The following is a 21,630-nucleotide window of genomic DNA, read 5'->3' on the forward strand; positions in this document are numbered from 1 at the left end:
GGGCTGCGGGACGGGCGGGGCTGCGGGACGGGCGGGGCTGCGGGACGGGCGGGGCTGCGGGACGGGCGGGGCTGCGGGACGGGCGGGGCTGCGGGGTGCCGATCACCGGTAGAGTCGGCTCGGTGACCAAGCATGCGATCTCCCCACAGACCGGCATCCTGGGTGACACGTTCGCCTGCGACTGCGGCGCGCTCATGGCCGGCCGGATGACGGCCGAGGTGCACGCCGCCGAGAGCGGGCTGTGCTCGGCCTGTCTCGGCACGACGCAGGATGAGGTGGCGCCCGGCCTGGTGCGCCCCTGCACCTCGTGCGCCGGCTCCGGCCGCCGCAAGGAGCAGGTGACCTGGCAGCTCGCCCACGCCGAAGCCGAGCACCTGATCACGATGACCATCGTGCGCGGCGTCGTCGCCGGGTTCGACGGCCCCTTCCACCTGTCGGAGGTGGCCGACACGGTCAGGAACGGCCTCGGCCTCCCTACGGGCCGGCTGCCCGTCGGCCCTCGCGTCCGCGACCTGCTGCTCCAGCTGCAGGCGGCGGGCGAGATCGCGATGGTGTCGGCCCCCGACGAGATGGTCGGCACGGACATGGTCCTCTATCGCGACCCCCAGTGGCAGCGCGTCCGCGCCATCGGCCTGTAGGCCCCCTCTCAGCACGGCGGCCCCGAGCGGGGAGCCCGGGGCCGTGGGCGGCGGGCGGTCAGTAGACGCAGGTGCTGCTCGACAGGACCTCGATGCCGGCGATCTTGCGGGGCTGCGCGTACGTCATCGAGTCGCCCGGCTTCAGGCAGCTGACGGTGATCCCCTCGGCCGGGCGCACCCGCGCCGCGTAGGTGCTGAGGTTCTGGGCCCCCGTGACGGTCGCGCTGAGCGCCTTGAAGCCCGGCTCGCCGGGGACGCAGAGGCGGCCGGAGGGCGAGACCGTGGTCACGCACACCGAACCGGCGGCGGCCTGCCCCGGCGCGGACTGCGCCGCCTGTGCCGGCGCGGCCGACAGGGCGGTCAGCGACAGTGCGGCGACGATCGCTCCGGTGACGCCTCTGGCGAATGCGGACATCCTTGCCCCTTTCCCTGGACTTGCGCTGGATCCGCCGGAATGGCGGGCTGGTGCAGGGCGGGGAGAGGGAGGTCTCCCCGCCTGCTCAACCCTCCAATGGATCAGGCGTCTTGGCCAGGGCCGCGGCCGGGCATTGTGCGGTCATTACCGGCCCGATGCCACGCTTCCACCCGGGGCCGTCCTGGGCCCTCCGGGGGGCATCAGGGGCCATCCAGGAGCCACCGGCGCTCAGCCGGGCAGGCGGCAGATGACCTCGCCGTGCAGGATGGAGAACCAGCCGTCCTCGGCCGCCGCCCACTCCCGCCACCCCGCCGAGATGCGCCGCAGATCGGACTCGGTGGCGGCACCGGTGGCGAGGGCCTGCCGGGCCATGGCGGAGGACAGGATGCGCTCGGCCCACATGCCGCCCCACCACTCCCGGTCGGCGGGGGTGGCGAAGCACCAGGTGGAGGAGGTGGCGGTGACGTCGTCGAAGCCGGCGGCGCGGGCCCAGGACAGCATCCTCCGCCCGGCGTCCGGCTCGCCGCCGTTGCCGCGGGCGACCTTCTGGTAGAGGGCCAGCCATTCGTCCAGCGCGGGCACCCGCGGCCACCAGGTGAAGGCGGCGTAGTCGCTGTCGCGGGCGGCGACGAACCCGCGCGGCTTGGTGACCCGGCCCATCTCGCGCAGCGCGCGTACGGGGTCGCCGACGTGCTGGAGCACCTGGTGGGCGTGCACGACGCAGAACGTGTCGTCGGGGAAGGGCAGGTCGTGCACGTCGGCCACGGCGAACTCGACGTTGGTCAGCCCCCTGGCGCTGATCTCGGCTCTGGCCAGGGCGAGGGCGTCGTCGCTCACCTCGGACGCCGTCACGTGTCCCACGCGGCCCGCCAGGTCGGCGGTGATGGTGCCGGGCCCGCTGCCCACGTCGAGGAGCTTCATGTGCGGGAGCAGGTGGGGCAGCAGGTAGGCGGCCGAGTTCTCGGCGGTGCGCCAGCGGTGCGAGCGCAGCACGGACTCGTGGTGGCCATGCGTGTAGACGGCGTTCATCGGCGAACTCCCTCGGATCGACGTACGGCCACCCTAACTCTCATCTCATTATTCAAGAGAATATGTCTCAGCCTTCAAGACATCGCGGGATGTCCGTAGACTTTGCGCGACGACGTACGACATCTCGTGGAAAGGCGGAGTCCGTGGCAGAGGTCCGGCCGATCACCCTCGTGGGCGACCCTGTGCTGCACAGCCCCTGCGAGCCGGTCACCCGGTTCGACGGCGAGCTGGCGACGCTGGTGGAGGAGATGTTCGCCAGCATGTACGCGGCCGAGGGCGTGGGACTCGCCGCCAACCAGATCGGCGTGCCGCTGCGCGTGTTCATCTACGACTGCCCCGACGCGGAGGGCACCTCGCACAAGGGCGTGGTCGTCAACCCGGAGCTGGAGCTGCCCAGCGTGGGCGAGCGGCGGCTCGACGAAGGCGACGAGGGCTGCCTGTCGGTGCCGGGACAGTACGCCCCGCTCCCCCGCCCCGACCGGGCCACCGTGCGCGGCTTCGACGTGACCGGCGCGCCCGTCACGGTCGAGGGCACCGGCCTGCTGGCGCGCTGCCTCCAGCACGAGACCGACCACCTCGACGGTTATCTCTACATCGACCGGCTGCCGGCCAAGCGGCGCAAGCAGGTCCTGGCGGCGTACCAGGCGTATCACGCATCCCAGGCATCGCAGGCGTCCGCAGCGTCCGCTAAAGCGGACAAAGCATCGCTATAGTGGAGGAGTGAGCGAAGGGGTCCTGTCCAGCGGCCTGTCCATGCCCGAGCTGGGCCGGCGGATCCGCGGTGAGCGGCGGGCGCGCGGGCTGTCCATCGAGCGGCTGGCCGAGCTGAGCGGCATCAGCAGGAGCATGGTGTCGGAGGTCGAGCGGGGCGCCAAGACGCCGACCGTGCTGGTGCTCGACCGGCTGGCCACGGCGCTCGGCACGTCCATCTCGCGGCTGCTCGACGAGCCCGCGCACGGCGGCGTGCGGGTGCTGCGGCACGCCGCGCAGCGGGTGCTGCGCGACCCGTCCGGCTGGGAACGGCGGGTGCTGTCGCCGGTGCTGGGCGAGGTGGAGTTCGAGTTCATGCGGACGACCATCGGTCCCGGCGTGGACGCGGGCGAGTTCGCGCCGCACGCGCCGGGCTCGCGCGAGTACCTCGCCGTCGAGCAGGGCGTCCTGCTGCTGACGATCGACGGGCAGCCGTACGAGCTGGCGGCCGGCGACTCCGCGTACTACCCGGGCGACCGCCGCCACGCCTTCGCCGGCGACGCGGAGACGGGCTGCGTCTTCTACCTCGCCATGGAGCTGGCGCCTGGACACCACGGGAGGGAGGGGCACGATGGATGAGCTGCGGACGGTCGCCGGGCTGGTCGCCGACCACCTCGACGACATCGCGGGCAGGCCCGTGTGGCGGCCGGTCCCCGACGACGAGCGGGCCTGGCTCACCGGGCAGGAGCTGCCCGAGACCGGCCGGCCGCTGGACGAGCTGCTGGCGGACACGCGGGAGCACATCCTGCCGTACCCGATGGGCAACGGCCACCCGCGCTTCTTCGGCTGGGTCAACCCGCCGCCGAACCGCGCGGGCGTGCTGGTGGAGCCGCTGGCCGCGGCGTTCAACCCGAGCTGCGCGGGCGGCGACCACGCGGGCCCGCACCTGGAGCGCACGGTCGTGCGCTGGCTCGCGGAGCTGGCCGGGTTCCCGCATCCGCCCGGCGGCGGGCTGCTGACCAGCGGCGCGTCCATGGCGACGGTGATCTGCCTGGCCGCCGCCCGGCAGCGTGCGGCGGTCGCCGACGGCTGGGACGTCCGCCGCGACGGGCTGTCCGGGCGGGCGCCGATGGTCCTGTACGTCACCGGCGAGGGGCACAGCTGCCTGCACAAGGCGGCCGAGCTGCTCGGCCTGGGGGCGCGGCACGTCAGGACGGTGCCGGTGGACGAGGCGTACCGGATGGACGTGGCCGCGCTGCGCCGCATGATCGCCGAGGACCTCGGCGCCGGGCTGCGGCCGTTCTGCGTGGCGGGCAGCGCGGGCACGGTGAACTCCGGCGCGGTCGACCCGCTCGACCAGATCGCCGACGTGGCCGCCTCGTACGGGATCTGGTTCCACGTGGACGGCGCCTACGGGGCGCTCGGCGTGCTGGCCGATGAGGCGGCGCCGCACTACCGGGGTCTCGACCGGGCCGACTCGCTGGCCCTCGACCCGCACAAGTGGCTGGGCGTGCCGGTGGGCTGCGGGTGCGCGCTGCTGCGCGATCCGGGGACGGCGCGGGCGGCGTTCAGCCTCGTGCCGTCGTACCTGGTGGACGACAACGCGAGCGACCTCGGATGGTTCGCCGAGTACGGGCCGGAGCAGACCCGCCCCTTCCGTGCGCTGAAGACCTGGGCGACCCTGTCGCACCTGGGCCGCCAGGGCGTCAAGGACCTGGTCGAGCACACGTCGGGGCTGGCCCGCACGCTGGCCGCGATGGTCGAGGAGGCCCCCGACTTCGAGCTGCTGGCCCCGGTCACCACCTCGATCACCGCCTTCCGGCACACCCCGCCCACCGAGGGGCGCACCGAAAGTCGGACCGAGGGGCTCGACGCGCTCAACCGGGCGATCCCCTCTGCGGTGCAGGCGCGCGGCAACGCGTTCATCACCGGCACCCGGCTGGGCGGGCGGGACGTGCTGCGTGCCTGTTTCCTGCACCCGGACACCACAGAGGCGGACCTCGCGGTGCTGCTGGAGGAGATCAGGCTGGCGGCCAAGGACCTGTAGCCTGGCGGGCGTGGTCACCGTCGAGGACGTCCGCCGGTTCGCGCTGACGCTGCCGCGCACGACCGAGCACCTCATCCGCGACCGGGTGAAGTTCCGGGTGGGCAGGATCGTCTACGTGGCGTTCTCGCGCGACGAGACGATCATGGGGTTCGGCTTCCCGAAGGAGGCACGCGCGGCGCTGGTGGCCGCCGGCCCCGGCACGTTCCTCCTCCCCCGCGAGTCCGACCTGCGCTACCACTGGGTGGAGGCGCGCATGGCGGCCCTGGAGCCCGACGAGATGCGCGAGCTGGTGCTGGAGGCGTGGCGGATGTGCGTACCGAAGAAGGTGCGCCTGGAGCAGGAGCGCGCCGCCACCCCATAGCCGCCGCCACCCCCTGGCCGCCGCTCCCCCATGGCCGCCGCCCCGTGGCGGCGCGGGTCAGCGCGAGACCGTGCGGTAGAGGTCGCGGGCGAGCGTGGTGACGCGCTTGACCGAGGCGTTCCATGTGCCGCCGGCCGGGTGCGCGGTGAGCAGCGCCATGACGTAGCGCTCGCCGGGGCCCACGAGCCCGGTCGTGTGCAGCACGGGGCGGCCGTAGTCGGGCACGCCCGAGCCGGTGGCGCGCTGCGCGATCCACGACAGGGGCGCCCCGATCGCGCCGCCCGCCGCGGCGGTGCCCGCCGCGTGGGTGGCGTTGCCCGAGCACCGCACGGGCGGCTTCGTGCCGAAGCCCGACCAGCCCTGCTTGACGGCGTGCGGCTTCGGCACGCCGTCGGGGATGCCGAAGGTCTGGTCGAAGCCGTCGGTGCCGCACGGCGTGGCCTTGCGCAGGTGGCCGAGGATGGTGTCCCTGACCCTGGGTTCGGCCCGGTCGAGCAGGTAGCGGTAGGTGCGCACGATGTCGTACGCGCTGAGCGAGACGTACCCCCAGAACCCGGGCTTGGACACGGGCGGCGGGGTGGTGTCGGCGAGGCCCAGCCTGCGCGCCTGCCGCACGATGATCTGCCCCTTGCCGAGCCGGTCCCAGAAGGCGGAGGCGGCGTCGTCGTCGCTGGACCGCAGCATGCCCTTCAGCAACTTGGCGTCGGCCGGCGGCACGGTCCTGCGGCCCTCCAGGTAGTCGATCGCGATGAGGATCTTGACGACGGAGGCGGAGCGGAACTTGCGGTGCGCGTTGCGCACCGCGACGAACTTACCGGCCTGGCGGTCGAAGACCACCCACGCGGCGGTCGTGCCCGCGGGCACGCGGGGTGCCGCGGCGGCCTGGGCGGGCGTCGCTAGCGCCAGCGTGAGGCTGCCGGCGAGGAGCAGGGGTGCCAGGGGCTTGGTTCGCATTCGCCTATAACTACCAGATTCCGGCAGGGGGCTCTTGACCCGCCAACGAAAGCGGGTATAAACACAGAGGAAACCAACTCGAAACGGCGGTGAATCAACATCATGTACGCCGAGGAGCGGCAGCAGGAGATCCTGCGACGTGCGCGGGCCGCGGGCCGCGTCGACGTGGTGACGCTGGCCGCCGAGCTCGACGTGACCACCGAGACGATCCGCCGCGACCTGACGTCGCTGGAGCGGGCCGGCGTGCTGCGCCGCGTGCACGGGGGCGCGATCCCCGTGGAGCGGCTCGGCTTCGAGCCCGCGCTCGCCACCCGCGACGAGGTCATGACGGCCGAGAAGGAACGCATCGCCAAGGCAGCGCTGGCCGAGCTGCCCGAGGACGGCTCGATCATCATCGACGCGGGCACCACCACGGGCCGCCTGGTGAAGGTGCTGCCCGCCGACCGGGAGCTGACGGTGGTGGTCAACTCACCCCCGCTGGCGACCGCGCTGGCCGCCCGCGCCAACCTGCACGTGATCATGCTGGGCGGCCGGTTGCGCGGCAAGACGCTGGCCACCGTGGACGACTGGGCGCTGACCCCGCTGGCCACGCTCAACGTGGACGTCGCGTTCATGGCGACCAACGGCTGCTCGCTGACCCGCGGCCTGACCACCCCCGACCCCGCGGAGGCCGCGATCAAGCGTGCGATGGTCAAGGCCGCGCAGCGCAGCGTGCTGCTGGCCGACCACACGAAGTTCGGCAACACCTACCTGGCCACGTTCGCCGGCCTGAGCGAGATCGACGTGGTGATCACCGACACCGGGCTGGACGTGACGCAGGCCGCCGACGTGGCGGCCGCCGGTCCGGAGGTGATCAGGGCGTGATCCTCACCCTGACGCTCAACCCCAGCCTCGACCGCACGATCGAGATCTCCTCACTCGACAGGGGCGCGGTCATCCGCGCCGCCGCGGCCCGCCTCGACCCCGGCGGCAAGGGGGTCAACGTCTCGCGCGCGCTGCTGGCCAACGCGGTGGCGAGCCGGGCGGTGGTGCCGTACGGCGGCGACGAGGGCAGGCAGCTCGTCCGCCTGCTGGCCGCCGAGGGCCTCGACATGGTGACCGTGCCGGTGGCCGGCGCGACCAGGTCCAACGTCACGCTCGCCGAGCCCGACGGCACCGTCACCAAGGTCAACGAGCCGGGCACGGCACTGTCGCCCGCCGAGCTCGACACGATCGCCGAGGCCGTGCTGGACGCCGCGCACTCCGGCGGCCAGGGCGCCGACTGGGTGGTCGCCTCCGGCAGCCTGCCGCCCGAGGTGCCCGCCGACGTCTACGCGGTGCTGTGCCGGCGCTTCGCCGGGGCCGGCATCAACGTCGCGGTCGACACCAGCGGGCCCGCGCTGTCGTGCGCGCTGCCCGCCGCACCCACGCTGGTCAAGCCCAACCTGGAGGAGCTGTCGGCGGCCACCGGCCTGCCGGTCAGGCGGCTCGGGGACGTGGTCGCGGCCGCTGGCGAGCTGCGTGCGGCGGGGGCCCGTACGGTGCTGGCCAGTCTCGGCGCCGACGGCGCCGTCCTCGTCGAGGAGTCCGGCGTCTGGTACGGCGAGGCGCCCGCCGCCGTGCCGCGCAGCTCGGTCGGCGCCGGCGACGCCATGCTCGCGGGCTTCCTCGCGGCGGGCGGCACCGGCCCCGACGCACTCGCGCAGGCGCTGGCCTGGGGAGCCGCCGCCGTCCAGCAGCCCGGCAGCCGCATGCCGGGCCCCGCCCACATCGACCTCAGCGCCGTCACCGTGTGCCGGCCCGACCCCGACCGTCCGCTCTCCACCGCTGTCCCCGCGGCACTCCCGCAACCCGGCTGATCTCCTGCTCATCCCCCAAAGGAGCACCTCCCATGGCCGACACCTACACTCCCCCGGTCACCGGAACCGGGGTCAAGGCCACCATCCAGCGCATCGGCGGCCATCTGGCCGGCATGATCATGCCGAACATCGGCGCGTTCATCGCCTGGGGTCTGATCACCGCGCTCTTCATCCCCACCGGCTGGCTGCCGAACGAGTCGCTCGCGCAGATGGTCGACCCGATCATCCGCATCCTGCTCCCGGTCCTCATCGCCTACACCGGGGGCCGGATGGTGCACGGTCAACGGGGAGCCGTCGTCGGGGCGGTCGCGGTGATGGGCGTCGTGGTGGGCACGGAGTCGCCGATGTTCCTCGGCGCCATGATCATCGGCCCGCTCACCGCGCTGATCCTGAAATATGTGGACAAGTTCACGGAGCAGCGGACCAAGGCCGGCTTCGAGATGCTGGTCGACAACTTCTCCGCCGGCATCGTCGGCGGCGCGATGGCCATCGTCGGCTACTACGCCATCGGCCCGATCGTGCAGGCCGTCACCACCGGCGCCGGCAACGCCGTCGAGTGGCTGATCACCAACAACCTGCTGCCCATCGCCTCGGTGCTGATCGAGCCGGCCAAGGTGCTGTTCCTCAACAACGCCATCAACCACGGCGTGCTCAGCCCGCTCGGCGTCGCCGAGGCCGCCGAGAGCGGCAAGTCGATCCTGTTCATGCTGGAGTCGAACCCGGGCCCCGGCCTCGGCCTGCTGCTGGCCTTCCTGCTCTTCGGCCCGCGCGCCATGCGGCCCACCACCCCCGCCGCCATGATCATCCACTTCTTCGGCGGCATCCACGAGATCTACTTCCCGTACGTGCTCATGAAGCCCCGCCTCATCCTGGCCGTCATCGCGGGCGGCGCGGCCGGCGTGTTCACCTTCATGATCACCGGCGCCGGGCTGGTCGCCACCCCGTCGCCCGGCAGCATCTTCGCCTACCTCGCGGTCACCCCCAAGGGCGGCTGGCTCGGCTCCAGCCTGGGGATCCTCGTGGCGACCGGCGTCTCGTTCGCCATCGCCGCCATCCTGCTCGGCTTCGGCAGGGGAGAGAAGGCCCAGCCCGAAGAGGCCGAGACCGCGCCGACCACCCAGAAAGAGAGCTGAGCCATGGCCGGCATCGACAGCAAGGACATCCACAAGATCATCGTGGCCTGCGACGCGGGCATGGGCAGCAGCGTCATGCTCGCCTCCACACTCAAGAAGCAGCTCAAGGACACGGGCGTGACCGTCGAGCACACCCCCGTCAACAACATCCCGGACGACGCCGACGTCATCGTCTGCCACTCCGGCCTGGCGGCCCGTGCCAAGGCCGCCGCCCCGGGTAAGGTGCTGATCCCGTTCCAGATCTTCCTCGGCGACCCGGCGGTGACCCGGCTGGTGAACACCATCAAGAACGGCGGCACGGTCGATGCGTGACGACCTGCTCGACCCCCGGGCCGTCCTGCTGCACGAGAGCGCCCCCGACCGCACCGCGGCCATCCGCCGGTGCGGGCGGGCGCTGGTCGAGGTGGGGGCCGTCGAGGAGCCGTACGTGGAGGCGATGCTCGAACGCGAGCGGACGATCTCCACGTACGTCGGCGAGGGCGTCGCCATCCCCCACGGCACCGCCGCCTCCAAGGGCACCGTCAAGCGCGACGCCATCTGCGTGGTGCGCTTCCCGGGCGGCGTCGACTGGGACGGCGAGCAGGTGACGCTCTGCGTGGGCATCGCGGCCAAGGACGACGGGCACGTGCCGCTGCTGGCGGCGCTGGCCGACATTCTGCTCGACCCGGAAAGGGCACGGGCGTTGCGGGAGGCCACCGAGGTCTCCCAGGTGATGAAGGAGCTCAGATGAAGGTCGCGCGTTTTCACGCGCCGGGTGACATCCGGATCGAGGAGGCGCCCGAGCCGGTCGCCGGTCCGGGCGAGCTGAAGATCCGGGTACGCAACTGCTCCACGTGCGGCACCGACAACAAGATCTTCAAGTTCGGCCACCACCACATCGTGCCGCCGCGCGTGATGGGCCACGAGATCGCCGGCGAGGTCGTCGACACCGGCGCCCGCGTGCAGGTGATCGCCGCCATCCCGTGCGGCACCTGCGGCGAGTGCCGGCGCGGGCGGCTCACCGTGTGCCCCGACCAGGAGTCGATGGGCTACCACTACGACGGCGGCTTCGCCGAGTACATGATCGTGCCGGCCAAGGTGCTCGCCGTGGACGGTGTCAACGCCATCCCCGAAGGGGTGGGCTTCGCCGAGGCGTCGGTGGCCGAGCCGCTCGCGTGCGTGCTGAACGGCCAGGAGCTGGCGCGCGTCGGGCCCGGCGACGACGTCGTCGTGATGGGCGCGGGTCCCATCGGCTGCCTGCACGTACGCCTGGCGCGGGCGCGCGGCGCCTCCCGGGTGTTCCTGGTGGACGTCAACGCCGAGCGCCTCGCCATGGCCGCCGAGCTCGTACGTCCCGACGCCGCCATCGACACCGACCCCGTCGAGCAGGTGCTGAAGCTGACCGGCGGGCGGGGCGCGGACGTCGTCATCACCGCCGCCGCCTCGGGCGCCGCCCAGGAGCAGGCGGTGCGGATGGCGGCCAGGCAGGGGCGCATCAGCTTCTTCGGCGGACTGCCCAAGGACAACCCGATCATCTCCCTCGACTCCAACCTGGTCCACTACCGCGAGCTGACCGTCGTCGGCGCCAACGGCTCCAGCCCCGCCCACAACGCCCAGGCGCTGAAGCTGGTCGCCGAGGGATCGGTGGTGGTGTCCGACCTGATCACGCACCGGCTGCCGCTGCCGCGCGTGCTGGACGGCATCGACCTGGTCAGCAGGGGCGAGGCCATCAAGGTCACCATCGAGCCCTAGGAGGGTCTGCCATGGCACAACGTAGGGTGGTCGTGGCCTCGGCCAGCGGCCTGCACGCCCGGCCCGCCAAGCTGTTCGTGCAGGCGGCGGTGAAGGCCGGGGTGCCGGTGACGATCCGCGCCGGGGACAAGGCCGTGCCGGCCAAGAGCATGCTGGGCGTGCTGTCGCTGGGGGCGGCCCAGGGCACGGAGGTCACGCTGGAGGCCGACGGGCCGGGGGCCGAGGAGGCGCTCGACGCGCTCGCGGCCCTGCTGTCCCGCGACCTCGACTCGGAAGAGGCCCTCGATGCCTGACACTCCACCGCTCCCTGGCTCCCCCGCCACCGAGCCGACCACCGCCGTCCCCGACGGCGGACCGACGGCCTCCGCATCCACCGGCCCCGGCCCGGCCGGCACCGGTCCGGCCGCCTCCGAACGGGCCACCTCCGGACCAGCCACCTCCGAACCGGCCGCTTCCGGCTCGGCCGACGCTGGGCCGATGGGCGGCTCCTTCCCCGCCGCCGGGAACGGTCCGACGGGCGGAGAGGCGTGGGAAGGGAGCACCGGGCGGCTTGCCGGGCTGGGCGTCAGCCAGGGGCGGGCGGCCGGGCCGGTGCTCCGGATGGCGGGGCCGCCCGCGCTGCCGGCGCCGCGCGCCGTCGGCGACCCCGGCGCGGAGGTGGCCGCGGTCGGCAAGGCGCTGGAGTCGGTGGCCGCGGACCTGAACAGGCGAGCGGCGCAGGCGGGAGGCGAGGCGGCCGAGATCCTGGAGGCCCTCGCCATGATCGCCGACGACCCGATGCTGCGCGAGGACGCCGAGGCCAGGGCCGGGTCGGGCGTGGACGCCGCCCACGCCCTCGACGCCGCCTTCGCCCAGCACCGCGAGGCCCTGGCCGCGCTCGGCGGCTACCTCGCCGAACGCGCCGCCGACCTCGACGACCTCAGGCACCGGGCCATCGCGTCCGTGCTCGGGCTGCCCATGCCGGGCCTGCCCGACCCCGGCCACCCGTACGTGCTGGCCGCCGACGACCTCTCCCCCGCCGACACCGCCGGCCTGAGCGACGACGTACTGGCCCTGGTCACCGAGCGCGGCGGCCCCACGAGCCACACCGCGATCCTGGCCCGCGCCCGCGGCCTGCCCGCCGTGGTGGCCTGCAAGGGCGTCATGGACCTGGACGACGGCACCGTCATCGGCGTCGACGGCACCACCGGCGAGATCGCCGTCGGCCTCACCGGCGCGCAGGCGGCCGCCGTCGCCGAGGAAGAGCGGGCGCGCAGGGCCAGGCTCGCCGCCGGCACCGGGCCTGGCAGGACCGCCGACGGCCACCCCGTCAAGCTGCTGCTCAACATCGGCTCCGCCGCCGACCTGCGGCCGGGCGCGGAGGGGGTCGGGCTGTTCAGGACGGAGTTCCTGTTCCTCGACCGCAAGCAGGCGCCGTCGTACGAGGAGCAGGTGGCGGCGTACGCCGACGTGTTCGCGCAGACGGGCAGCGTCATCGTGCGCACCCTCGACGCGGGCACCGACAAGCCGCTGCCCTTCCTCGGCCTCCCGCACGAGGAGAACCCGGCGCTAGGCGTACGCGGGCTGCGCGTGGACCGGCTGCTGCCCGACGTCCTCGGCACCCAGCTCGACGCCGTCGCCGAGGCCGCCCGCCGCACCGGCACCGAGCCCTGGGTGATGGCGCCCATGGTCACCACCATGGCGGAGGCCAGCGCGTTCGCCCGCCAGGCCAAGGCCAAGGGCATCGCCAAGGTGGGCGTCATGATCGAGGTGCCGGCGGCGGCGCTGCGGGCGTCCCGGCTGCTGCAGGAGGTCGACTTCCTCAGCATCGGCACCAACGACCTCGCCCAGTACACCTTCGCCGCCGACCGCCAGCACTCCGCCCTCGCCGACCTCCTCGACCCGCGCCAGCCCGCCCTGCTGGAGCTGATCGGGATGTGCGCGAGGGCCGGCCGCGAAGCAGGCAAACCGGTCGGGGTCTGCGGCGAGGCCGCCGGCGACCCTCTCCTGGCCCCCCTTCTGGTGGGACTGGGGGTGACCAGCCTGTCGATGGCTCCCGTCTGCGTCCCCGCCGTACGCGAAGCCCTGTCCGGCCTGACGCTCGCGGAATGCCGCGCACGAGCCGAAGCCGCCCTTGAGTGACCTGGCGCTCAGAGGGTCGTGAGCTCCCGTTGGGGGAGTTCACGACCGGGTCCGGGCCTCGAACGCAGCCGAGTGGCCGTTCAGGGATCAGCGCATGAACAGTTCGACGGGTCAGGCGGGCGGGCGTGGTTCATGGGGAAGAACCGCTCGGTGGCGGCCATCCAGGCCGCGAACGCCACGCATCCGGTCTCGAACGCCACCAGCCGTCCGTCCCACGCATCGCCAGGACGTTCGGCCCTGGCCGCCGAACGCAGCAGCGCGAGCCCGCCGGCCAGGTTGGCCAGCCCCCACACCAGGTTCACCCCAGGACCGGAACGCCGGCCGGCGAGCGGGGTGAGATGGCGCCGCCCGGTGACGGCCGTGGCCAGGTGGGGAGCGCTGTTGCTCACCAGCAGCCCGGCCACGAACGAGCGGGCCCGGGGCGAGAACCTCACGATCCCACTTTCCAGCCGTGCAGCTTCATGAGCCGGGCCGCGACCCTGGCGAACCGCTCGCCGTCCAGCACCGCGCCCTCCCGGCGGATGTCGTCCTCGTCGAGTTCGAACACCCGGTCAAGCCGTACGTAGGACACCCGGTCGTCGCGCTCCCACGTGCCCAGCTCCAGCCAGTCGGGCCCGTCGTCGCCCTTGCTGGACAGCATCATGCCGAGCAACCGCCGCCCGGTACGCCCCACGACCAGCAACGGCCGATCCTTGCCCCGGGAAGGGTCCTCCTCGTACGGCACCCACGCCCACACGATCTCCCCCGGATCGGCCAGGCCGTCGAGGTCGGGAGAGTAGGCCAGGGTGGCGGTCCCGCGCAGGGAGTGAATCTCACGTACGGCACCCCGGACAGGGCGGGGGTCCTCACCTAGATCACGCATTGAGGGAGCTTACGGCCCACCCCCACACGAAATCCACCCCGCCCCGGCCGGACGCCCTGCTCGGCGAGCAGGACAGCGAATCCTTCTTTTCCATCGTGTTCGGCTGCACCGGCCCGGCCGCTCTGGCGGGCTTCTACGCCGAGACGACCGGCTGGACGCGGACGGGCGGTGACAGGGAGGCGAAGAACGTCCGGAGGTCGTCGGCCAGCAGGCCGGGGGCCTGGAGGGCGGCGTAGTGGCCGCCCCGGTCGAACTCCGGCCAGTGCACCACGTTGTGCACCTGCTCCGCCTAGCGCCGCACGGTCGTGTCGCCGGGGAAGACGCCCGGAATGGACGGGATGACGAGGTGGAAGTCGCGGCCGAGCGGGCCCGCGAGGTGGGAGAAGTCGGCGAACGAGCTGGGCCGGCCGTGGGTGAGCAGCAGCGCGGGCGCGTCGGCGCGGTCGCTGCGCACGTGCACGACGTGCATGCGCTGGCGTCGATCTCGGGCAACCCTGCTCTAGAATCTCATTCTGTGTCGTCAGAGTCAGCGTTTTTCACGCTTAAGCGGGACGAGTTCGTGCCCGCTCCGCACGCCCGTGGCCCCTGGTCCCCCGACATGCTGCACGGCCGCCTGCTGGGTGGCCTCGCCGCCCGCGCGCTCGAACAGCACCACGCCCAGCCCGGGCTGCGCTTCGCCCGGCTGACCGTCGATCTGTTCCGCAACAGCCCGATGCTGCCGGTCACCGTGGAGACGTCCCTGATCAGGGACGGCCGCAGGATCCGCGTGGCGGACGCGACGATCTCCACCGTCCAGGGCGTCATCGCGCGGGCGAGCGCGGTGCTGCTGCGGGAGGGCGAGCAGCCCGACGGCGAGCGCTCGCTCGTCACGCCCGCCTGGGACGAGCCGCCGCCCTCGGGCCCGCCCGCCGGGGCGGGCGGACCCTGGACGCCGCCGTTCGACCTGTGGCGGGTCACGCCGTGGGGCGCCCCGGGGCCGGGCCGGGTGTGGCTGCGCGAGAAGTTTCCGCTGGTGGACGACGAGCCGCTGACCCCGATCGTCCGAGCCGCGCTGGCCGCCGACTTCGCCAGCCCGATCAGCAACGCCCAGGCCGACGGCCTGCGGTTCATCAACGCCGACTACACGCTGACGCTGGCCAGACCGCCGGAGGGCGAGATCGTCGGCATGGAGGGCACCGGCCACCTCAGCGCCGACGGCGTCGCGACCGGCCAGGTGACCGTGCACGACACCACGGGGCCGATCGGCTTCTGCGTGGTGACGGCCCTCGCCAACGGCTCCGCCATGGCGGCGCAGGCCGCCCGCACCCGTACCACGGACGGCGGCACGGGCTGAAGAGACAGGAGGGCTACGCCGGACGTTCCGTGCGGTCGCCGGACCAGTCGGTGTGGAAGGCGCCCTCCTTGTCCACCCGGTGGTAGGTGTGCGCGCCGAAGAAGTCGCGCAGTCCCTGCACCAGCGCCGCCGGGAGGCGGTCACGGCGCAGCCCGTCGTAGTAGGCCAGGGCCGAGGAGAAGCCGGGCGTCGGCACGCCGATCTGCACGGCCGTGGTGACGACGCGCCGCCACGACTCCTGCGCCGCCTCCAGCGCCCCGGCGAACGTCGGGTCGGCCAGCAGCGTCGGCAGGTTCGGGTTCGCGTCGTACGCCGCCCTGATCCGGTCGAGGAACTTGGCCCTGATGATGCAGCCGCCCCGCCAGATGGTGGCCATGGCGCCGAGGTCGAGGTCCCAGCCGTACTCCTTGGAGGCCGCGGCCATCTGGTCGAAGCCCTGGGCGTAGGCGACGATCTTGGAGGCGTACAGGGCCTGGCGGACGTCCTCGATCAGCTCGCGCCCGCCGACGCCGGACAGGTTCGGCCCGTGCAGCGACCTGGCCGCGGCGCGCTGCTCGGGGTGGCCGGACAGGGCGCGGGCGAACGTCGCCTCCGCGATGCCCGTCACCGGCACGCCCAGGTCGAGGGCGCTCTGCACGGTCCAGCGGCCGGTGCCCTTCTGCTCGGCCTGGTCGACCACGACGTCCACGAACGGCTTGCCGGTCTCGGCGTCGACCTGGTCGAGCACCTCGGCGGTGATCTCGATCAGGTAGGAGTCGAGGTCGCCCCTGTTCCACTCCCTGAACACCTCGGCCAGTTCGGCCGGGGTGGCGCCCAGCGCCTGGCGCAGCAGGTCGTAGGACTCGGCGATGAGCTGCATGTCGGAGTATTCGATGCCGTTGTGCACCATCTTGACGAAGTGCCCGGCGCCGTCGGGGCCGACGTGCACGGAACACGGCACGCCGTCCACCTTGGCCGAGATGTCCTGCAGGATCGGGCCGAGCGCCTCCCACGACTCCTTCGACCCGCCCGGCATGATGCTCGGGCCGAGCAGCGCGCCCTCCTCGCCGCCGGAGATGCCGGTGCCGACGAAGTGCAGGCCACGCTCGCGCAGCGCGGCCTCGCGGCGGCGGGTGTCCTCGAAGTGCGCGTTGCCGCCGTCGACGATCATGTCGCCCGGCTCCATCAGCTCGGCGAGCTGCTCGATCACCGCGTCGGTGCCGGCGCCCGCCTTCACCATGATGATCGCGCGCCGTGGCCGCTTCAGCGAGGCCACGAAATCGGCCATCTGCTCCGACGGCACGAACGTGCCCTCGGAGCCGAACTCCTTCACCAGCTGCTCGGTGCGGCTGTGGGACCGGTTGTGCACGGCCACGGTGTAGCCGTGCCTGGCCAGATTCCTCGCCAGGTTGCGCCCCATGGTCGCCAGGCCGGTGACGCCGATGTCTGCCAAGTCCATTAGTCAGCTCCTCTGTGGGGAATACGCATGCTCCAGCTCGGAGGTTCGCGGGGATATTCCCGTCAGTCACTCTGGCGTACGCCGAGTTCGTCGAGCCGGTCCAGCATGTCCGCCGGGTCGGCGTACACCCGGAAGGCCCCCGCGCGCTCCAGCTCGTCCCTGCCATACCCGCCGGACAGCACCCCGATGCCCAGCGCGCCGGCCCGGCGGGCGGCGAGCAGGTCCCAGACGCTGTCGCCCACCACCATGGCATGCGCGGGCTCGACGCGGGCCAGTGCCGCACCGGCGAGGAACAGGTCGGGGTCGGGCTTGGCACGCCGCACCAGGTCACGGGTGACCATCGGCGTGTTCTCCGGCAGCCCGAGCAGGCCGAGCGCGAGCCGCGCCGTACGGGCGTAGCCGCTGGTGCAGATGGCCCACGGCACGCCGCGCGCGCTCAGCTCGGCCAGCAGCTCCGCCGAGCCGGGCAGCGGCCTGACGGAGTGGGCCTGCTGCTCGTACGCCTCAGCGTGGTGGGTCTGCAGCTCGTCGATCTGCTCCTTGGTCAGCTGGAGCCCGGTCTCGCGCAGCAGTGCGCTGACGAACAATCCGCCGCTCATGCCGATGCGGCGGTGGATCCGCCACACCGACAGGTCGATGCCCATGCCGGACAGCGCCTGCCGCCAGGCCACCACGTGCTGGTAGACGCTGTCGATCAGGGTGCCGTCGAGGTCGAAGAGGAACGCCGGCGTGGGCGCCTGCGGGAAGTCACGCATGCGTCCATGACACCATGGCCGACATGCGGATCATCATCGCGGGTGGACACGGGAAGATCGCGTTGCGGCTGGCGGAGCGGCTCAGGTCGGGGGCCGTCGGGCTGGTTCGCAACCCGGCGCACGTCGCCGACGTCGAGGCGACCGGCGCGCAGGCCGTCGTGTGCGACCTGGAGCGGGCGAGCGTCGACGAGGTCACCCGGATCGTGGAGGGGGCCGACGCCGTGGTGTTCGCGGCGGGGGCGGGTCCCGGCAGTGGCGCGGCGCGTAAGGACACCGTCGACCGGGCCGCCTCCGTGCTGCTCGCCGACGCGGCCGAGCGGGCCGGGGTGCGGCGGTTCCTCCAGATCTCCAGCATGGGGGCGGGTAAGCCGCCCGCGCCTGGGCGTGACGAGGTGTGGGCCGCGTACATCAAGGCCAAGACGGAGGCGGAGGAGGACCTGCGCCGGCGCGACCTCGATTGGACGATCCTGCGGCCCGGCCGACTCACCGACGAGCCTGGCACGGGCCTGGTCCGGCTGGAGCCCGAGGTGCCGCCCGGCGCGGTGCCGCGCGACGACGTGGCCGCCGTCATCGTCGCCCTGCTGGCCAACCCGGGCACCGCCCGCCGCACCCTCGAACTCGTCTCGGGCGACACCCCGATCATCGACCTCGTCGCAACGGAATGAGCCGGCCGGCCTGAGCCAGGCGCGATGCCCGCGCCTCGGCGCACTCGCCTCGTGCCGACGGCACCGCCCGCCTTCCGAGAAGGCAGGCGGGACGAGGAGCGGTCAGTCGGGGAAGACGGCGGCGAGTTCGGGGATGCGGGCGCGGTAGCCGTCGAGCAGGCGGTGCGCGGTCGGTACGGAGCCGACCAGCGGGTGCAGGGCGAACGCCGCCACCGCGAGGCGTGACGATCCCGCCATGGCGGCCTCGATGGCGGTCTGCTCCACCTCCTTGACCTGCTGCATCAGCCCGAGGAACCGCCCGGGCAGCGGCCGGGTGGCGAGCGGCCGGACGCCGGAGCCGTCGACCGCGCAGGGGATCTCGACGACGGCGTCATCGGGCAGGCCGGGCACGGCGGCGCCGTTGCGCACGTTGAGGATCATGGTGGCGGGCTCGCCCCTGGCGATGGCGGCCATGAGGGCGAGCGCGATGCCCTCGTACCCGCCGGCCTCCAGGTCCTCGGCGGAGCGCTCGCCGGCGTCGGTGGCCTCGCGCGCCTCCGCCATGTACGACTCGTCCCGCTCCCTACGGGCCCGCCGCCAGGCGTCGAGCGCGTCGCCGGGCCGCTCGCGCACGGCGGCGTAGAAGCGGCCCTGCTGCTCCAGCAGCGCCTCTCCCCTGGTGGTCCCGGCGCCGGCGGCGACGGCCTGCCGCGCGAAGTAGTAGTAGTACAGGTATTCGTTGGGCAGCGCGCCCAGCACCCGCACCCAGTCGGCGCCGAGCAGCCTGGCCTCCTCGACCTGGTGCAGCGCGGCGTCGTCGGCGAGCAGCGAGGGCAGCACGTCGCGGCCGTCGTGCACGAGGCCGCGCAGCCAGCCGAGGTGGTTGAGCCCCACGTAGTCGGGCGAGACGCGGGCGGGGTCGAGCCCGAGCGCGGTGGCGGCCCGCCTGATGAGCCCGATGGGCGAGTCGCAGATGCCGATGACGCGGTCGCCGAGCACGCTGCGCATGGCCTCGGTGATCATGCCGGCGGGGTTGGTGAAGTTGATGACCCAGGCGCGGGGCGCGCGGGCGGCGACGCGTTCGGCCACGCGGACGGCGACGGGCACGGTGCGCAGCCCGTACGCGATGCCGCCTGGCCCGGTGGTCTCCTGGCCGACGAGCCCCAGCTCCAGCGCCACCCGCTCGTCGGCGGTGCGCCCGGCCAGGCCGCCCACGCGGATGGCGGAGAAGACGAAGTCGGCTCCGGTGAGCGCGTCGTCGAGGTCGGTGGTGACGCGCACCACGGGCGGGTCGTCGTGGCCCGCGGCCATGCCGCGCAGCACGTGGGAGATGGCCTCGAGCCGTTCGGGCGAGACGTCGTAGAGCACCACCTCCTCCACCCGGGGCTTGGCGGTGTCGCGCAGGAGCGCGCCGTAGACGAGGGGGACGCGGAAGCCCCCGCCGCCGAGTACGGCCAGTCTCATCCTCAGCCTTTCACGTGAGCAGCACTTCGGCGCCGGCGGCGGCGCAGGCGCGCAGCGTCGCCTCGTCGGCGCCTTCGTTCGTGACCAGCACGTCGACGTCCTCGGGACCGCACACGCGCAGCGCGCCGGTGCCGGGGAACTTGTGCCGGTCGGCCAGCAGCACCACCTGCCCGGCCGCGGCGATCATGGCTCGTTTCAGCGGCACCTCGGCGAGCGTGGTGTCGACGAGCTGCCCGTCGGGGCGTACGCCGCTGGCTCCGAGGAACACCCGGTCGGCGACGACCTGGGCGAGCGCCGCCTCGGTCAGCACGCCGACGAGCGAGTGGTAGGGCCGGCGCACCATGCCGCCGAGCAGCAGCAGCTCGACGACGGAGTCGGTGCGCAGCACGTCGAGTACGGCCAGGCTGGAGGTCACCACGGTGACGCGGCGGCCGCGCAGCCTGCGGGCCAGCCGCATGGTGGTCGTGCCGATGTCGAGCAGGACGACGTCGCCGTCGCCGACCAGCTCGGCCGCGCGGGCGGCGACGGCCTCCTTGTCCTGCTCGTCGGTCGCCGCGACCTCGGAGAACGGCCGGTCGGCGTCGGCGTCCACAGTGGCCAGGGCGCCGCCCCTGACGCGCCGCAGGGTGCCGTCGCGGTCGAGCACCTCGAGGTCCCTGCGGATGGTGGACGGGCTCACACCGAGCTGACTGGCGAGATCACGCACGCTCGTGGCGCCCGAGCTGCGGACGCGGCGCATGATCTCGGCATGCCGGAGGCGCTGGAGCACGGCCGGAGTCTAACATTCAGTTCCGCGCACAAGTAAGCAACTTGCGCCAAACAATTGCGCGAGCACTTGCAGAGTGCGAGCAAACGTGCAAGATTGCGCAGAACCTGGTGTGTCGAGGAGGACTTATTCCCGTGTCTGTCCAGGCGTACGACCCTCTCGCCGGCGAGCGAACCCCTGAAGGCCCGCAGTTCGATGTCTTCCTGGCCGGCACCGTCTTCCTCGACATCATCTTCACCGGCCTGCCCGCCATGCCGGCCGCGGGCACGGAGATCTGGGCCGAGGGGATGGGCTCCTGCCCTGGCGGCATCGCCAACCTGGCCATCGCGACGAGCCGGCTGGGCCTGCGCACGTCGCTGGCGGCGGCGTTCGGCGACGACGACTACGGCGACTTCTGCTGGCGCACGCTGGAGGAGCAGGAGTCGGTCGATCTGTCGCGCTCGCGGCGCTTCGAGCACTGGCACTCGCCGGTGACGGTGTCGATGGCGGTGCACCGCGACCGCAGCATGGTGACCCACGGCCATCCCTCGCCGATACCGGCCAACGAGATGATCGGCAAGCCGCCGCGCTCGCGCGCGGTGATCGCCACGCTCTCCCCCGACGAGCCGCTCGGCTCGCCCGACACCGCCTGCAACTGGGCCGATCTGGCCTCCCGCGAGGGCGCGCTGATCTTCGCCGACGTGGGCTGGGACCCGTCGGGCGCGTGGTCGCGCTCGCTGCTCGACCAGCTCGAGTACTGCCACGCGTTCATGCCGAACGCGACCGAGGCGATGGCCTACACCGGCACCGAGACGCCGCGCGACGCCCTCTACGTGCTCGCCGACAAGGTGCCGCTCGCCGTGGTGACCGACGGCGCCAACGGGGCGATGGCGATCGACTCCTCGACGGGCGAGGAGGCGTTCGTGCCGGCGCCCCGGGTGACGGCGCTCGACCCGACGGGCGCGGGCGACGTGTTCGGCGCCGCGCTCGTGCTGGGCACGCTGTGCCGCTGGCCGCTGAACGACCGGCTGGCGTTCTCGGGGCTGTGCGCGGGGCTCGCGGTGCAGCAGTTCGGCGGCTCGCTGGCGGCGCCGGGCTGGGGCGACATCGCCGACTGGTGGCACGAGGTGCGCGAGACGGCCCCGTACGGCGGCGCGTACGGCAGCTCGCTGGCCCGCCGTTACGCCTTCCTCGACCGGCTGGTGCCCACCGACCCGGTGGGCGCGGTGCGCCGCGCTGCTGCGACCATCGCCAGGTACGCCGACGTGGGCATGACACCCGGCATGACACCCGGCATGGCACCCGGCATGACGCCCGGCATGGCACCCGGCATGGCACCCCCCGCTTCCGGGCAGCGGTCGGAAGCGCCGCAATCCCCGCCCGAGGATGACGACCCGGACACTCCTCGCGCACCTGTTCATAAGGAGTAACG

The 21,630-nt window shown here is 73.1% G+C and carries 27 protein-coding genes; 16 read left to right on the top strand and 11 right to left on the bottom strand.

The window, feature by feature from the left end:
- On the top strand, positions 1–638 hold a 638-nt coding region (locus ABZW11_RS27740; protein ID WP_355422862.1), incomplete at its 5' end, for a hypothetical protein.
- A gap of 58 nt (positions 639–696) precedes the next feature.
- On the opposite strand, the gene ABZW11_RS27745 is transcribed toward ABZW11_RS27740, so the two are convergent.
- Complete coding sequence (locus ABZW11_RS27745; protein ID WP_355422865.1) at positions 697–1,053, bottom strand: hypothetical protein; 357 nt, start codon at positions 1,051–1,053, stop codon at positions 697–699.
- 228 nt (positions 1,054–1,281) lie between these two features.
- The gene (locus tag ABZW11_RS27750; RefSeq protein ID WP_355422868.1) at positions 1,282–2,082 is read right to left on the bottom strand and encodes a methyltransferase domain-containing protein; all 801 of its coding nucleotides are present in this window, start codon (positions 2,080–2,082) and stop codon (positions 1,282–1,284) included.
- 143 nt (positions 2,083–2,225) lie between these two features.
- Between ABZW11_RS27750 and def the strand changes: the two genes are divergently transcribed.
- From def to ABZW11_RS27770, 4 genes are read left to right on the top strand one after another with little or no spacing between them, the layout of a single operon-like run.
- Positions 2,226–2,795 carry a peptide deformylase gene (gene def / locus ABZW11_RS27755; protein WP_355422871.1) on the top strand — a complete coding sequence of 190 codons (570 nt, stop codon included), beginning with the start codon at positions 2,226–2,228 and terminating at the stop codon, positions 2,793–2,795.
- 7 nt (positions 2,796–2,802) lie between these two features.
- Entirely contained in the window at positions 2,803–3,411 is a 609-nt protein-coding gene (locus tag ABZW11_RS27760) for a helix-turn-helix domain-containing protein (protein WP_355422874.1), read from the top strand.
- Positions 3,404–4,819 carry an aminotransferase class V-fold PLP-dependent enzyme gene (locus ABZW11_RS27765; protein WP_355422877.1) on the top strand — a complete coding sequence of 472 codons (1,416 nt, stop codon included), beginning with the start codon at positions 3,404–3,406 and terminating at the stop codon, positions 4,817–4,819. Before ABZW11_RS27760 ends, ABZW11_RS27765 begins: the two co-directional genes overlap by 8 nt.
- 10 nt (positions 4,820–4,829) lie before the next feature.
- On the top strand, positions 4,830–5,180 hold the full coding sequence (locus tag ABZW11_RS27770; protein ID WP_355422880.1) for an MmcQ/YjbR family DNA-binding protein: 351 nt from the start codon (positions 4,830–4,832) through the stop codon (positions 5,178–5,180).
- A 57-nt stretch (positions 5,181–5,237) separates the two neighbouring features.
- Here ABZW11_RS27770 and ABZW11_RS27775 read toward each other — a convergent pair whose 3' ends face one another.
- Positions 5,238–6,134, bottom strand: coding sequence for a hypothetical protein (locus tag ABZW11_RS27775; RefSeq protein WP_355422883.1), 897 nt, complete (start codon positions 6,132–6,134; stop codon positions 5,238–5,240).
- 102 nt (positions 6,135–6,236) lie between these two features.
- On the opposite strand from ABZW11_RS27775, the gene ABZW11_RS27780 reads away from it, so the two are divergent.
- Genes ABZW11_RS27780 through ptsP form a run of 8 tightly spaced genes read left to right on the top strand, consistent with a single transcriptional unit; the run spans position 6,237 to position 12,957 of the window.
- Complete coding sequence (locus tag ABZW11_RS27780) at positions 6,237–6,998, top strand: DeoR/GlpR family DNA-binding transcription regulator (protein ID WP_355422886.1); 762 nt, start codon at positions 6,237–6,239, stop codon at positions 6,996–6,998.
- Complete coding sequence (gene pfkB, locus ABZW11_RS27785; RefSeq protein WP_355422889.1) at positions 6,995–7,972, top strand: 1-phosphofructokinase; 978 nt, start codon at positions 6,995–6,997, stop codon at positions 7,970–7,972. The genes ABZW11_RS27780 and pfkB overlap by 4 nt, the downstream gene beginning before the upstream one ends.
- A gap of 32 nt (positions 7,973–8,004) precedes the next feature.
- Complete coding sequence (locus ABZW11_RS27790) at positions 8,005–9,105, top strand: PTS mannitol transporter subunit IICB (RefSeq protein ID WP_355422892.1); 1,101 nt, start codon at positions 8,005–8,007, stop codon at positions 9,103–9,105.
- 3 nt (positions 9,106–9,108) lie between these two features.
- Positions 9,109–9,417 carry a PTS lactose transporter subunit IIB gene (locus ABZW11_RS27795; RefSeq protein WP_355422895.1) on the top strand — a complete coding sequence of 103 codons (309 nt, stop codon included), beginning with the start codon at positions 9,109–9,111 and terminating at the stop codon, positions 9,415–9,417.
- Entirely contained in the window at positions 9,410–9,835 is a 426-nt protein-coding gene (locus tag ABZW11_RS27800; protein WP_355422898.1) for a PTS sugar transporter subunit IIA, read from the top strand. The genes ABZW11_RS27795 and ABZW11_RS27800 overlap by 8 nt, the downstream gene beginning before the upstream one ends.
- Positions 9,832–10,836 carry a zinc-dependent dehydrogenase gene (locus tag ABZW11_RS27805; protein ID WP_355422901.1) on the top strand — a complete coding sequence of 335 codons (1,005 nt, stop codon included), beginning with the start codon at positions 9,832–9,834 and terminating at the stop codon, positions 10,834–10,836. Before ABZW11_RS27800 ends, ABZW11_RS27805 begins: the two co-directional genes overlap by 4 nt.
- A gap of 11 nt (positions 10,837–10,847) precedes the next feature.
- Entirely contained in the window at positions 10,848–11,129 is a 282-nt protein-coding gene (locus ABZW11_RS27810) for an HPr family phosphocarrier protein (protein WP_355422903.1), read from the top strand.
- Positions 11,122–12,957, top strand: coding sequence for a phosphoenolpyruvate--protein phosphotransferase (gene ptsP / locus ABZW11_RS27815; protein WP_355422906.1), 1,836 nt, complete (start codon positions 11,122–11,124; stop codon positions 12,955–12,957). Before ABZW11_RS27810 ends, ptsP begins: the two co-directional genes overlap by 8 nt.
- Before the next feature lie 80 nt (positions 12,958–13,037).
- Here the strand turns inward: ptsP and ABZW11_RS27820 are convergent, their stop codons facing one another.
- The 4 genes from ABZW11_RS27820 to ABZW11_RS27835 form a co-directional block, all read right to left on the bottom strand.
- A complete protein-coding gene (locus ABZW11_RS27820; RefSeq protein WP_355422909.1) occupies positions 13,038–13,391 on the bottom strand; it encodes a hypothetical protein in 354 nt (117 codons plus the stop codon).
- Positions 13,388–13,819, bottom strand: a complete 432-nt coding sequence (locus tag ABZW11_RS27825; RefSeq protein WP_355422912.1) for a type II toxin-antitoxin system PemK/MazF family toxin — start codon at positions 13,817–13,819, stop codon at positions 13,388–13,390. Before ABZW11_RS27825 ends, ABZW11_RS27820 begins: the two co-directional genes overlap by 4 nt.
- Before the next feature lie 133 nt (positions 13,820–13,952).
- Positions 13,953–14,090, bottom strand: coding sequence for a hypothetical protein (locus ABZW11_RS27830; protein WP_355422915.1), 138 nt, complete (start codon positions 14,088–14,090; stop codon positions 13,953–13,955).
- A gap of 18 nt (positions 14,091–14,108) precedes the next feature.
- Positions 14,109–14,288, bottom strand: a complete 180-nt coding sequence (locus tag ABZW11_RS27835) for an epoxide hydrolase N-terminal domain-containing protein (RefSeq protein WP_355422918.1) — start codon at positions 14,286–14,288, stop codon at positions 14,109–14,111.
- A 90-nt stretch (positions 14,289–14,378) separates the two neighbouring features.
- Between ABZW11_RS27835 and ABZW11_RS27840 the strand changes: the two genes are divergently transcribed.
- Complete coding sequence (locus ABZW11_RS27840) at positions 14,379–15,152, top strand: acyl-CoA thioesterase domain-containing protein (protein WP_355422921.1); 774 nt, start codon at positions 14,379–14,381, stop codon at positions 15,150–15,152.
- 13 nt (positions 15,153–15,165) lie between these two features.
- Here the strand turns inward: ABZW11_RS27840 and gndA are convergent, their stop codons facing one another.
- Together gndA and ABZW11_RS27850 are read right to left on the bottom strand one after the other, a co-directional pair.
- Positions 15,166–16,590: an NADP-dependent phosphogluconate dehydrogenase gene (gene gndA / locus ABZW11_RS27845; RefSeq protein WP_355422924.1), complete on the bottom strand. Its 1,425-nt coding sequence runs from the start codon at positions 16,588–16,590 to the stop codon at positions 15,166–15,168.
- Positions 16,591–16,652: 62 nt separating this feature from the next.
- A complete protein-coding gene (locus ABZW11_RS27850) occupies positions 16,653–17,345 on the bottom strand; it encodes an HAD family hydrolase (protein ID WP_345403294.1) in 693 nt (230 codons plus the stop codon).
- Positions 17,346–17,368: 23 nt separating this feature from the next.
- Here ABZW11_RS27850 and ABZW11_RS27855 point away from each other — a divergent pair, with 23 nt between their 5' ends.
- The gene (locus ABZW11_RS27855) at positions 17,369–18,010 is read left to right on the top strand and encodes an SDR family oxidoreductase (protein WP_355422927.1); all 642 of its coding nucleotides are present in this window, start codon (positions 17,369–17,371) and stop codon (positions 18,008–18,010) included.
- A 102-nt stretch (positions 18,011–18,112) separates the two neighbouring features.
- Here the strand turns inward: ABZW11_RS27855 and ABZW11_RS27860 are convergent, their stop codons facing one another.
- Both ABZW11_RS27860 and ABZW11_RS27865 read right to left on the bottom strand, forming a co-directional pair.
- Positions 18,113–19,453 carry a 6-phospho-beta-glucosidase gene (locus ABZW11_RS27860; RefSeq protein ID WP_355422930.1) on the bottom strand — a complete coding sequence of 447 codons (1,341 nt, stop codon included), beginning with the start codon at positions 19,451–19,453 and terminating at the stop codon, positions 18,113–18,115.
- Positions 19,454–19,463: 10 nt separating this feature from the next.
- Positions 19,464–20,222 carry a DeoR/GlpR family DNA-binding transcription regulator gene (locus ABZW11_RS27865; RefSeq protein WP_355422933.1) on the bottom strand — a complete coding sequence of 253 codons (759 nt, stop codon included), beginning with the start codon at positions 20,220–20,222 and terminating at the stop codon, positions 19,464–19,466.
- Between the two features lie 131 nt (positions 20,223–20,353).
- On the opposite strand from ABZW11_RS27865, the gene ABZW11_RS27870 reads away from it, so the two are divergent.
- Positions 20,354–21,628, top strand: a complete 1,275-nt coding sequence (locus tag ABZW11_RS27870) for a PfkB family carbohydrate kinase (protein WP_355422936.1) — start codon at positions 20,354–20,356, stop codon at positions 21,626–21,628.
- Positions 21,629–21,630: the final 2 nt, after the last annotated feature.

The organism is Nonomuraea sp. NPDC004580, assembly GCF_040609855.1.
Lineage (GTDB): Bacteria > Actinomycetota > Actinomycetes > Streptosporangiales > Streptosporangiaceae > Nonomuraea > Nonomuraea salmonea.

Bases quoted from the DNA above. Each gene is read 5' to 3' on its own strand.
- ABZW11_RS27780 (WP_355422886.1), top strand. From the start codon at position 6,237: ATGTACGCCGAGGAGCGGCAGCAGGAGATCCTGCGACGTGCGCGGGCC.
- ptsP (WP_355422906.1), top strand. From the start codon at position 11,122: ATGCCTGACACTCCACCGCTCCCTGGCTCCCCCGCCACCGAGCCGACC.
- ABZW11_RS27855 (WP_355422927.1), top strand. From the start codon at position 17,369: ATGCGGATCATCATCGCGGGTGGACACGGGAAGATCGCGTTGCGGCTG.
- ABZW11_RS27795 (WP_355422895.1), top strand. From the start codon at position 9,109: ATGGCCGGCATCGACAGCAAGGACATCCACAAGATCATCGTGGCCTGC.
- ABZW11_RS27765 (WP_355422877.1), top strand. From the start codon at position 3,404: ATGGATGAGCTGCGGACGGTCGCCGGGCTGGTCGCCGACCACCTCGAC.
- ABZW11_RS27790 (WP_355422892.1), top strand. From the start codon at position 8,005: ATGGCCGACACCTACACTCCCCCGGTCACCGGAACCGGGGTCAAGGCC.
- ABZW11_RS27745 (WP_355422865.1), bottom strand. From the start codon at position 1,053: ATGTCCGCATTCGCCAGAGGCGTCACCGGAGCGATCGTCGCCGCACTG.
- ABZW11_RS27800 (WP_355422898.1), top strand. From the start codon at position 9,410: ATGCGTGACGACCTGCTCGACCCCCGGGCCGTCCTGCTGCACGAGAGC.
- ABZW11_RS27835 (WP_355422918.1), bottom strand. From the start codon at position 14,288: ATGCACGTCGTGCACGTGCGCAGCGACCGCGCCGACGCGCCCGCGCTG.
- ABZW11_RS27810 (WP_355422903.1), top strand. From the start codon at position 10,848: ATGGCACAACGTAGGGTGGTCGTGGCCTCGGCCAGCGGCCTGCACGCC.
- ABZW11_RS27750 (WP_355422868.1), bottom strand. From the start codon at position 2,082: ATGAACGCCGTCTACACGCATGGCCACCACGAGTCCGTGCTGCGCTCG.
- ABZW11_RS27775 (WP_355422883.1), bottom strand. From the start codon at position 6,134: ATGCGAACCAAGCCCCTGGCACCCCTGCTCCTCGCCGGCAGCCTCACG.
- ABZW11_RS27805 (WP_355422901.1), top strand. From the start codon at position 9,832: ATGAAGGTCGCGCGTTTTCACGCGCCGGGTGACATCCGGATCGAGGAG.
- ABZW11_RS27850 (WP_345403294.1), bottom strand. From the start codon at position 17,345: ATGCGTGACTTCCCGCAGGCGCCCACGCCGGCGTTCCTCTTCGACCTC.
- ABZW11_RS27860 (WP_355422930.1), bottom strand. From the start codon at position 19,453: ATGAGACTGGCCGTACTCGGCGGCGGGGGCTTCCGCGTCCCCCTCGTC.
- gndA (WP_355422924.1), bottom strand. From the start codon at position 16,590: ATGGACTTGGCAGACATCGGCGTCACCGGCCTGGCGACCATGGGGCGC.
- ABZW11_RS27825 (WP_355422912.1), bottom strand. From the start codon at position 13,819: ATGCGTGATCTAGGTGAGGACCCCCGCCCTGTCCGGGGTGCCGTACGT.